1 protein-coding gene is annotated in these 12,186 nt (G+C 71.4%); it reads right to left on the reverse strand.

The features are described 5' to 3' along the window. A partial coding sequence (locus ACFVT5_RS36990) for an SDR family NAD(P)-dependent oxidoreductase (RefSeq protein ID WP_389897466.1) occupies positions 1-12,184 on the reverse strand: 12,184 nt, incomplete at its 3' end. Between the last annotated feature and the right edge of the window lie 2 nt (positions 12,185-12,186).

Consider the following 12,186-nt stretch of genomic DNA (forward strand, 5'->3'; position numbering starts at 1 on the left):
CCACCCACTGCGACCCCTGACCCGGAAACACCAACACCGACCGCACACCCGACCGACCCACCCCACGCACCACACCCGACACCGACACACCCGACGCCAACGACCCCACACCGGCAAGGAGCCCCTCCCGATCCCGGCCCAGCACAACCGCCCGGTGCTCCAACACCGACCGCGAACCCACCAACGACAACCCCACATCCACCGGATCCAACTCCGGCCGGACATTAACGAATTCAGCCAACCGCCCCGCCTGACCTGCCAAGCCCGCGACACTCCGCGCGGACACCAACCACGGCACCACCGGTCCCGGTACCCGCCGCTCAGCGGCCTCGGACACAACGGCAGGCTCAGGCGACTCCTCCACGATCACGTGCGCGTTCGTCCCGCTGATCCCGAACGACGAGACACCCGCGCGCCGCGGACGACCACCTACCGACGACCACTCACGCGCCTCGGTCAGCAACTCCACCGCGCCGGAGGACCAGTCGATGTGCGGGGACGGCTCATCGACGTGGAGCGTCTTGGGCAACACCCCGTGTCGCAGCGCCATGACAGTCTTGATCAGCCCTGCGGCGCCGGCCGCGGCCTGGGTGTGCGCGATGTTGGACTTCACCGAGCCCAGCCACAGCGGCCGGTCCTCGGGCCGGCCCTGCCCGTAGGCGGCGATCAGTGCCTGGGCCTCGATCGGGTCGCCGAGTGTCGTACCGGTGCCGTGTGCCTCGACCGCGTCGACGTCGCCGGGCGACAGGCGGGCGTTCGCCAACGCGGCCCGGATCACCCGCTGCTGAGAGGGACCGTTCGGCGCCGTCAGACCGCTGCTCGCGCCGTCCTGGTTGACCGCCGAGCCGCGTACGACAGCCAGGACCTCATGCCCGTTGCGCCGGGCGTCCGACAGCCGTTCCAGCAGCACGAGGCCGACGCCTTCCGCGAAGCCGAAGCCGTCCGCCGCGGCGGAGAACGCCTTGCACCGGCCGTCGGGGGACAGTGCGCGCTGGCGGCTGAACTCGGTGAGTTCGTGGGATCCGGCCATCACGGTCACCCCGCCGGCCAGCGCGAGCGAGCACTCGCCGCCGCGCAGGGCCTGGCCGGCCAGGTGCAGTGCCACCAGGGAGGACGAGCATGCCGTGTCCACGGTGACGGCGGGGCCTTCGAGACCGAAGGCGTAGGAGATCCGGCCGGAGACGACACTGCCCGTGCTGCCGGTCATGGCGTAGCCCTCGACGCCTGGTGGCATCTGGTCCGGGCTGGGCAGGTAGTCCGATCCCATGGCGCCCGCGAACACGCCGACCTGGCCGCCTCGCAGCGACTCGGCCGGGAGACCGGCCCTCTCGAACACCTCCCAGGTCGCCTCCAGCAGCAGCCGCTGCTGCGGGTCCATCGCCAGCGCCTCACGCGGCGAGATCCCGAACAGCTCCGCGTCGAACTCGGCCGCGTCGTACAGGAAGGCGCCCTCGCGCACGTAGCTCTTGCCCGGCACGGCCGGGTCCGGGTCGTACAGCGCCGCGAGGTCCCAGCCGCGGTCACCGGGCAGGGCCGAGACCGCGTCGCGGCCTTCGCTGACCAATCGCCACAGGTCTTCGGGGGACTCGACACCGCCGGGGAACCGGCAGGCCATGCCGATGATCGCCAGCGGCTCGTCGGCCGCGACGGCCGTGGTCCCGCGGGTCTCCCCCGCCGTGTGCCTGCCGCCGACCACCTCTGTCCGCAGTTGGCGGGCGAGGGCGAGGGGGGTCGGGTGGTCGAAGACCAGCGTCGAGGGCAGTCGCAGTCCGGTGGCGGTGCTGAGTCGGTTGCGGAGCTGGACCGCGGTCAGCGAGTCGAAGCCCTGCTCCAGGAAGCCCCGCCGTGGATCCACGGCGTCCTTCCTCGCGTGCCCAAGCACCGCCATGGCGGCATCGCGGACGAGGTCCAGCAGGACGCGTTCCTGCTCCGGTTCGGCGAGGGTGGCCAGGCGCTGGGACAGGGCCGATGCCGGTACGCCGACCGCCGCGGCGGCTGCGGCGCGCCGGGAGGGGAGGCGTACGAGTCCGCGCAGCAGCGGCGGAAGGGACCCCGAGCCCGCCTGGGCGCGGAGCACGGCCATGTCCACGCGGATCGGCACCAGCAGGGCCCGCTCCCCGGCGGCTGTGGCGGTGGCGGCGTCGAACAGGGCCAGCCCCTGCTCGTTCGTCAGGGCCGACGCGCCCGTACGGGCGAATCGTGCGCGGTCGGCGTCCGCCAGGTGCTCGCTCATGTCGCTGTCCTCGTCCCACAGGCCCCAGGCCAGGGACACGGCGGGCAGACCCTGCGCCCTACGATGCTGGGCGAGCGCGTCCAGGAAGGTGTTGGCTGCCGCGTAGTTGCCCTGCCCCGGGTTGCCGAAGACACCGGCGGCCGACGAGAACAGGACGAAGGCTCGCAGATCGAGGTTCAGGTCCTGGGTCGCCTGGTGGAGGGTGACCGCGGCGTCCGCCTTGGGCCGCATTACCGCGGTCAGCCGCTCGGGGGTCAGTGCGGTGACCGTTCCGTCGTCCAGCACGCCGGCCGAGTGGACCACCGCCGTCAGCGGGTGCTCGGCGGGGATCGCTGTCAGGAGCGCGTCGACCGCGTCGCGGTCGGCCATGTCGCAGGCGGCGACGGTCACGTCCGCGCCTGCGTCCGTCAGTTCGGCGCGCAGTTCGTCGGCCCCTGGCGCCTCGGTGCCGCGTCGGCTGGTGAGCAGCAGGTGCCGTACTCCGCGTTCCGCGACCAGGTGGCGGGCGAGGACACGGCCGAGCAGGCCGGTCCCGCCGGTGATGAGGACGGTGCCGTCGGGGTCCCAGGCAGCTTCGCCGGTTTCGTGGTGCGCGGATTCGGTGCGAGTCAGCCGCGGTGTCAGTACGGTGTCGCCGCGCACCGCCAACTGGCCTTCGCCCACGGCCAGTACGGAGCCCAGCACCGGTTCCCAGTCGGTCGCGTCGTCGACGTCCACCAGGACGAACCGGTCGGGGTTCTCCGTCTGCGCCGACCTGACCAGGCCCCAGGCCGCGGCGTGGGACAGATCCGACACATCGTCGGTGCCCACCCCGACGGCACCGCGGGTGACGACGACGAGCCGGGACTCCGCGGCGGCGGTGTCCGACAGCCATGTCTGGATCGCGGCGAGCACCTCGCCGGTGACGTCGTGGACCACGTCCGCGAGATCCCCGCACCTCACCGGGGCGCAGGGCAGCACGACGTACTCGGGATACGTCTCGGCACCCGCGAGTTCCTCGCCCCCCAGTACCGCCCACTGTGCGTCGGCCGACGCCCGCGTCTCGGCGGTGGGGAGCCAGTCGAGGCCGAACAGGGCTCCACGGTCCGGGTCACCGGCCTGCCGAAGCTGGTCGGTGGCGATCGGCCGGGTGACGAGGGCGTCGGCGACGACCACCGGTCGGCCCTCGACGTCGGCCACCTGCACCGACACCGCGTCCGCCCCGGCGGGTGCCAGCCGCACCCGCACCCGGGACGCCCCCTGCGCGAACAGACCCACCCCGCTCCACACGAACGGCAACCGCACCTGCCCACCCGGCTCCTGCCCCACCAGCCCCGCGTGCAGGGCCGCGTCCAGCAGCGCCGGGTGCACACCGAACCCCGTCGCGTTCTCCGCCTCCTCCTCAGGCAGGGCAACCTCGGCAAACAACTCGTCCCCGCGCCGCCAGACAGCCCGCAGCCCCTGGAACACCGGCCCGTACCCGTACCCGGAAGCCGCAAGGCCCTCGTAGAAGCCCTCCACCGAGACCGGTTCCGCCTCAACGGGCGGCCACACCGCCAGGTCGAACGCCTCCGCCGTGTCCTCGGCGTCGAGTTGCCCTCCGGCATGACGGACCCAGTCCTGGTCGTCAGCCGTACGGGAGTGGACCGTCACGGGACGTTGCCCGGTGTCCATGGCGGGACCGACCCGGACCTGGATCGAGATCGCCCCGTGCTCGGGCACGACGAGCGGTGATTCCAGGGTGAGTTCGTCGAGACGTCCGCAGCCCACCTCGTCGCCGGCCCGGATCGCCAGTTCGACGAACGCCGTGCCCGGCAGCAGAACCGTGCCGGCCACCGCGTGATCCGCGAGCCACGGATGCGTACGCAGCGACACCCGTCCCGTCAGCACCACACCCTCGTCGTCCGCCAGATGCATGGCCGCGCCCAGCAACGGATGTCCCGCCGAGACAAGCCCCAGCGCATCCGGGTCACCGGCCAGCACCGCGGCCTCCTCCAGCCAGAAGCGCCGTCGCTGGAAGGCATACGTCGGCAGCTCGACCCGTCGGCCGCCCGCCAGCAGACCTGCCCAGTCGACCGCCAGGCCCCGCGTGAACGCCTCCGCCACCGACGTAAGGAAACGGTCCATGCCGCCCTCGCCCCGGCGCAGCGAGCCGACCGCCACAGCCTCCACGCCCGCGTCCTCACACGTCGCCTCTGTGCCGACCGTGAGCACCGGATGCGCACTGTTCTCCACGAAGAATCGGAAGCCGTCCGCGAGCAACGCCCGTACGGCGCCCTCATAGTTGACCGGCCGACGCGCATTCTCGAACCAGTACTCCGCATCCAGCTCAGCCGTGTCGATGACCTCCCCGGTCACCGTCGAATACATCGGCACCCGCGAGGCGCGCGGGATGATGTCCGCGAACAACTCCAGGATGCGCTCGCGCAAAGGATCCACCTGGGCCGAATGGGACGCCACCGTCGAGCCGAGGATCCGCGCCCGCACCTGGTCCTCATGACAGGCGGCCACGAACTCCTCCAGCGCGGCCACCTCCCCCGCCACCGTCACCGCGCCCGGACCGTTACGCCCGGCCAGACTCAGCCGGCCGTCCAGGCCGGCCAACCGCCCCTCAACCGCCTCCGCGTCCAACGCGACCGAGGCAACCGCCCCGTGTCCCACCAACGCCTCGGCGAACAGCCCACTGCGCCACACCACCAGCCGCGCCGCGTCCTCCAGCGTCAGACCACCGGCCACATGTGCCGCCGCAACCTCACCCTGCGAATGTCCTACAACCGCGGCCGGTTCCACACCCATCGACCGCCACAACGCCGCCAACGACACCTGCACCGCGAACAACACCGGCTGCAACACCTCGATGCGCTCAAGCGACGGCGCACCCACCGCCCCGCGCACCACATCCGCAACCGACCAGCCCGTCGAAGCCCCCAACACCCGATCGCACTCGGCAAACGCCTCACCGAACACCACCGACGACTCCAGCAGTTCCACCGCCATACCTGCCCACTGAGACCCCTGACCCGGGAACACAAACACCACCCGACCCCGCACATCACCCACACCCGACACCACACCCGCCGCTTGCGCACCGGAAGCCAACGAGCGCAATCCCGCCACCAAGTCGTCCCGGTCCTGCCCCAGCACAACCGCCCGGTGCTCCAACACCGACCGCGACCCGGCCAGTGAGAATCCCGCGTTCATCGAGTCCAACTCGGGCCGCTCATCCGCGAATTGGGCAAGCCTTTCCACCTGGGCAACCAGCCCTTCGGCGGTCCGCGCGGACACCACCCACGGCACCACCGCAGCCGGAGCCCGCTCACCCACCACCTCAACGGGCTCGGCCGCCTGCTCCACGATCACGTGCGCGTTGGTGCCGCTGATCCCGAACGACGACACACCCGCCCGTCGCGGACGCCCCTCGGTCCGCGGCCACTCCCGGGCTTCGGTCAGCAGTTCCACCGAGCCCGCCGACCAGTCCACGTGCGCCGACGGCTCATCCACGTGCAACGTCTTCGGCAACACCCCGTGTTCCAGGGCCATCACGATCTTGATCACACCGGCGACACCCGCCGCCGCCTGCGTGTGCGCGATGTTGGACTTGATGGAGCCCAGCCACAGCGGTTCGTGGGTGGTGCGGTTGTGGCCGTAAGTGGCTTGCAGCGCCTGGGCCTCGATCGGGTCGCCGAGCGGGGTGCCGGTGCCGTGTGCCTCGACGGCGTCGACGTCGCCGGGCGTCAGGCCCGCGTTGGCCAGCGCGGCGCGGATGACGCGCTGTTGGGACGGACCGTTCGGCGCGGTGAGGCCGTTGCTCGCGCCGTCCTGGTTGACCGCGGAGCCGCGTACGACGGCCAGGACCTGGTGCCCGTTGCGCCGGGCGTCCGACAGCCGCTCCAGCAACAGCACGCCCACGCCCTCACCCCAGCCCGTACCGTCCGCAGCCGCCGAGAACGCCTTCGACCGGCCGTCGGGTGCCAGGGCACGCTGTCGGCTGAACTCGATGAAGCCCTTGGGTGTCGCGATGACCTGGACACCGCCCGCGAGTGCCATCGAGCACTCGCCGCTGCGCAGGGCCTGGCCCGCCAGGTGCATGGCCACCAGGGAAGACGAGCAGGCCGTGTCCACCGTCACCGCGGGACCTTCAAGTCCGAAGGTGTAGGCGATCCGGCCCGAGATCACGCTGCCCGCGCTGCCGGTGGCCGAGTAGCCCTCCAACTCGTCCGGCACCTTGAGCGTGGCCATGTAGTCCGAGCCCATCGCGCCCGCGAACACGCCGACCTGGCTGCCCCGCAGCGACTCGGGTGCGATGCCGGCCCGCTCGAACGCCTCCCAGGACGTCTCCAGGAGCAGGCGCTGCTGCGGATCCATGGTCAGGGCCTCGCGCGGCGAGATCCCGAACAGGTCCGCGTCGAAGCCCGCGGCATCTTGGAGGAAGCCGCCCGCGGTCGCGTAGTTCTTGCCGACGGCGTCGGGGTCCGGGTCGTAGATCGCCGTCGGGTCCCAGCCCCGGTCATCGGGGAGAGGGCTGGTCGCGTCGCGTCCCTCCAGCACCATCTGCCAGAGGTCCTCCGGAGTCTGCACACCGCCCGGATAGCGGCAGGCCATGCCGATGATCGCCAGCGGCTCGTCGGCGGTCCCGGCGCTCGCGCGTGTGTCGACCGTGCGGGTGCTGTCCGCCACGTGCCGCGTGCCCGCGAGTTCGGTACGGAGGTAGCGTGCCAGCACTTCGGGGTTGGGGTGATCGAAGACCAGGGAGGCGGGCAGCCGCAGCCCGGTGGCGTCGTTGAGCCGGTTGCGCAGCTCGATCGCCATCAGGGAGTCGAAGCCCAAGCTCCGGAACGCCTGCTCCGCGTCGATGCCCCCGGAGGAGGCGTGACCGAGGACGGCCGCCACGTGGGTGCCCACGACATCCAGCAGCAGGCCCTCTTGTTCCGGTTCGGAGAGTCCGGTCAGTCGTCGGCCGAAGTCCGCTGCCTGCCCGCCCGCTTGGGACCGGGCGGCTGCTGTCCGACGCCCCGGGGCCCTCACCAGGCCGCGCAGCAGCGGCGACAGCGTCCCCGAGCCGGCCTGGGACCGCAGCACGCCCGTCTCCAGACGGATCGGCACCAGCAGGGCCCGCTCCCCGGCGCCGGTGGCGGCGTCGAACAGGGCCAGCCCCTGCTCGTTCGACAGTGCCTGCGCGCCGGAACGGGTGAGACGTGCCCGATCGCCGTCCTGGAGGCCACCGGCCATGCCGCTGTCCTCGTCCCACAGGCCCCAGGCCAGGGACACGGCGGGCAGACCCTGCGCCCTGCGGTGCTGGGCGAGCGCGTCCAGGAAGGTGTTGGCTGCCGCGTAGTTGCCCTGACCGGGATTGCCGAACACACCGGCGGCGGAGGAGAACAGGACGAAGGCGTCGAGGTCCAACTCCCGTGTCGCGAGGTGGAGGTTGGCCGCGGCGTCGACCTTCGGCCGCAGTACCGCCGCCAGCCGCTCGGCGGTCAGCTCGGTCACCGTACCGTCGTCCAGCACGCCCGCCGTGTGCACCACCGCCCGCAGCGGATGCTCCGCCGAGATCTGGGACAGCAGCCCCTCGACCGCGTCGCGCCGCGCCACGTCACAGGCCACCACCGACACCGACGCGCCCAGGCCCGACAGCTCCGCCACCAACTCCTGGGCCCCCGGGGCCTCCACACCTCGACGACCGGCCAGCACCAGATGCCGCACCCCGTGGCCGACCACCAGATGCCGGGCCACCACCCGCCCCAACGAGCCCGTACCGCCCGTGATCAAGACCGTGCCCTCGGAATCCCACCGGCTCGTGGGCCGCTTCTCGGTGACGGGGGTCCTGGCCAACCGGGGAGTCAGTATCCGACCGTCGCGCACCGCCACCTGGGCTTCGCCCGACGCCAGGGTGGCGGAGAGGACCGCCTCCCAGCCGTCACGAACGCTCAAGTCCCCATCGACGTCGACCAGGACGAACCGGCCGGGATGCTCCGCCTGCGCGGACCGCACCAGCCCCCAGACCGGCGCATGCACCAGGTCCGCCACCGACGCGTCACTCGACGTAGCTACGGCACCGGCGGTCAGCACCACCAACTGCGATTCCGCGAACCGCTCGTCGGACAGCCAGCGCTGCAAGAGCTCCAGTACCTCAACCGTGGCCGCACGCGCGGCGCCGGCCAGGTCGTCGGTGGCGGATGTGCCGGGTGCGGTGCAGGGGAACACGACGAACTCCGGGTAGGTGTCCGCGTCCGGCCCGAGACCGTCCGGCCCGAGCACCGCCCACGTTCGCTCGGAATCCGGCGTCCCGGGTACGGGCACGGTGACCCACTCGACGTCGAACAGGCCGCTCTCGTCACCGCCGGTCGGCTGCCGCAGTTGCTCGGCCGAGACGGGGCGGGACACCAGCGCGTCGACCGACATCACAGGCCGGCCTGTCGCGTCCGCCACCTGGAGGGACACGGCATCCGTGCCGGAGAGCACGATGCGGGCCCGCACCGTCGTGGCACCGGCGGCGTGCAGCGAGACTCCGTTCCAGGAGAAGGGCAGTCGTACGTCGCCCTGCGGCTCGGCGGCGATCAGCGCGTGCAGAACGGCGTCCAGCAGCGCAGGATGCATCTCGAACCCGCTCGCTCGCTCCTCCTCGTCCGCCTGGTCGAGCTGCTCGGGCCCCTTGGGCAGGCTCACTTCGGCGAAGATCTCGTCGCCGCGCCGCCAGGCCGCGCGCAGGCCCTGGAAGGCGGGGCCGTACTCGTATCCGGTCGCGGCCAACCCGTCGTAGAAGCCGCGCAGGTCGATGGGTTCGGTGTCGGCCGGGGGCCAGGCAGTCGGGTCGAAAGCCCCCTCCGCCGTGTCGAACGCCTCCCTCGACGTATCGGCGGTGAGCACACCACTGGCATGCCGCGCCCACTCCTGCTCGTCGACCGCGTTCCCGCTCCGGGAGTACACGCCGACCGGGCGCCGACCGGCCTCGTCGGGCGCCCCGACCCGGACCTGTACGGCGAGCGAGTCGTCCTCTGCCATCAACAGGGGTGCTTCGAGGGTGAGCTCCTCCAGCCGTCCGCAGCCCACCTCGTCCCCGGCCCGGATCGCCAGCTCCACGAAGCCCGTGCCCGGCAGCAGCACCCTCCCGGACACCGCGTGATCCGCCAACCACGGATGCGTACGCGTCGACATACGGCCGGTGAGAACCACGCCCTGGCCGTCCGCCAACCCCACGGCGGCGCTCAGCAACGGATGATCCGCTGCACCCAGCCCGAACGCCGCCGGTTCACCGGCGGAAAGTGACGGTTCCTCCATCCAGTAGCGCTGTCGTTGGAAGGCGTAGGTGGGCAACTCGACACGACGGCCACCGGGAAGCAGGGCAGGCCAGTCGACCTGGACACCGTGTGCGAATGCCTGCGCCACCCCGGCCACCAGCGTCTCCGGCTCGGGACGGTCCTTGCGCAACAGCGGGACCGCCCGTAAGCCGTCCTGGCCGTCGAGGGACTCCTGCGCCATCGCGGTCAGGACACTGTCCGGGCCGACCTCCACCAGCACACCGACACCCTCGGCAGCCAGAGCGGCAACACCGTCACCGAAACGGACCGCCTCACGAACATGACGCACCCAGTATTCGGGACTCGTCAGCTCACCCGGCTCGGCGAGACGGCCGGACACATTCGAGACCACCGGCAGCTGCGGCTCATGGAAAGTGACCTGCTCAGCCACCCGCCGGAAGTCCTCCAACATCGGCTCCATCAAAGGCGAATGGAACGCATGACTCACCCGCAACCGCCGCGACTTCACCTCCCCAAGCGCCGCGACCACCTGCTCAACGGCATCCGCCTCACCGGACACCACCACCGACGACGGACCATTGACCGCCGCCAAAGAAACACGACCCGCCAACTCCGCTACCGCCGAAGCGACTTCAGCCTCGCCCGCCTGCACCGCGACCATGACGCCACCAGCCGGCAACGCCTGCATCAACCGACCCCGCGCGCTCACCAACCGGGCCGCATCCTCCAACGAGAACACCCCCGCCACATGAGCAGCAGCCAACTCCCCGATCGAATGCCCGATCAACACATCCGGCCGCACACCAAAACTCTCCAGCAGCCGCACCACGGCCACCTCGAACGCGAACAGCGCAGCCTGCGTCGACTCCGTCTGTCCCAACCGATCCGCATCCGCGAACACGACAGGGTCCAGCCCGAGCGCACCCGCAACCTGATCCAGGGCCTCCGCGAACACCGGGTACGCGGAAGCCAGTTGGGCGCCCATCCCAACCCGCTGCGCCCCCTGCCCCGAGAACCCGAACGCCACCCGCGCCGGCCCCCGAGCAAACCCGGACACCACACCCGCACTCGGCGGGCCCTCGGCCAGGCTTCGCAACACGTCGAGCAGCCCGTCCCGGTCCTGCCCCAGCACCACCGTCCGGTGCTCCAGCACCGCCCGCGAGGCAGTCAACGAGAACCCGACGTCGATCGGGTCCAACTCGGGCCGCTCTTCAACGAATTCAGCCAACCGTTCCGCCTGACCGACCAGCCCCTCAGTCGTCCGAGCCGACACCACCCACGGCACCACCGGAACCGGCACCCGCACGGCCGCCTCAGCAGGTGTCTCTGACGCCTGTTCCACGATCACGTGCGCGTTGGTGCCGCTGATCCCGAACGACGACACACCCGCGCGGCGCGGACGTCCCTCGGTCCGCGGCCACTCCCGGGCTTCGGTCAGCAGTTCCACCGAACCCGCCGACCACTCCACGTGCGCCGACGGCGCGTCCACATGGAGGGTCTTGGGCAGCACTCCGTGTCGCAGTGCCATCACCATCTTGATCACACCGGCGACACCAGCCGCGGCCTGTGTGTGAGCGATGTTCGACTTGACCGAACCGAGCCACAACGGACGCCCCTCAGGCCGCCCTTGACCATAGGTGGCCAGCAACGCCTGCGCCTCGATCGGATCCCCGAGAGACGTACCCGTGCCGTGTGCCTCCACGGCGTCGATGTCACTCGTCGACAGCTGCGCGTTGGCCAGGGCCGTCTCGATGACGCGTTGCTGGGACGGGCCGTTGGGTGCTGTCAGGCCGTTGCTCGCACCGTCCTGGTTCACGGCGCTGCCCCTCAGTACCGCGAGGACCTGGTGCCCGTTGCGGCGGGCGTCCGACAGGCGCTCCAGCAGGAGGACGCCAACGCCCTCGCCCCAGCCGGTGCCGTCGGCCGCGTCCGAGAAGGACTTGCAGCGACCGTCGCGGGCGAGCCCGCGCTGGCGGCTGAACTCGATGAAGATCGTGGGGGTGGCCATCAGCGCGACTCCGCCCGCGAGCGCCAGCGAGCACTCGCCGCCCCGCAGTGCCTGGCCGGCGAGGTGCATCGCCACCAGCGACGACGAACATGCCGTGTCCACCGTCACCGCGGGACCCTCAAGTCCAAAGGTGTAGGCGACCCGGCCGGAGGCGACGCTGCCCGCGCTGCCGCTGCCGAGCAGGCCCTCGAATGCCTCGGGCATGGGGCGCATGCGCACGCCGTAGTCGTCGTACATGACTCCCGTGAAGACGCCGGTCCGGGTGCCCCGCAGGGAGTCGGGGGCAATCCCGGCTCGTTCGAAGGCTTCCCAGGAGGTCTCCAGAAGCAGCCGCTGCTGCGGGTCGATCGCGGTCGCCTCGCGCGGGCTGATGCCGAAGAAGCCGGCGTCGAACTGGTCCGCGTCGTGCAGAAAGCCGCCCTCGCGTGCGTAGAGCTTTCCGCGCCGGTCCGGATCCGGGTCGTAGAGCCCTTCCACGTCCCAGCCGCGGTTGCCGGGGAAGCCCGACACCGCGTCGGTCCCGCTGCGGACGAGCTCCCACAGGTCTTCGGGGGACCGCACGTCACCGGGGTAGCGGCAGCTCATGCCGATGATCGCGATGGGTTCCCGGCTGCCGGACTCAAGTTCCTGGAGCCGTTCGCGGGTCTCGTGGAGATCGGCCGTGACCCACTTGAGGTACTCGACAAGCTTCTCGTCACTCGCCATCT

It is taken from the genome of Streptomyces sp. NPDC058001 (assembly GCF_042886315.1).
Lineage (GTDB): Bacteria > Actinomycetota > Actinomycetes > Streptomycetales > Streptomycetaceae > Streptomyces.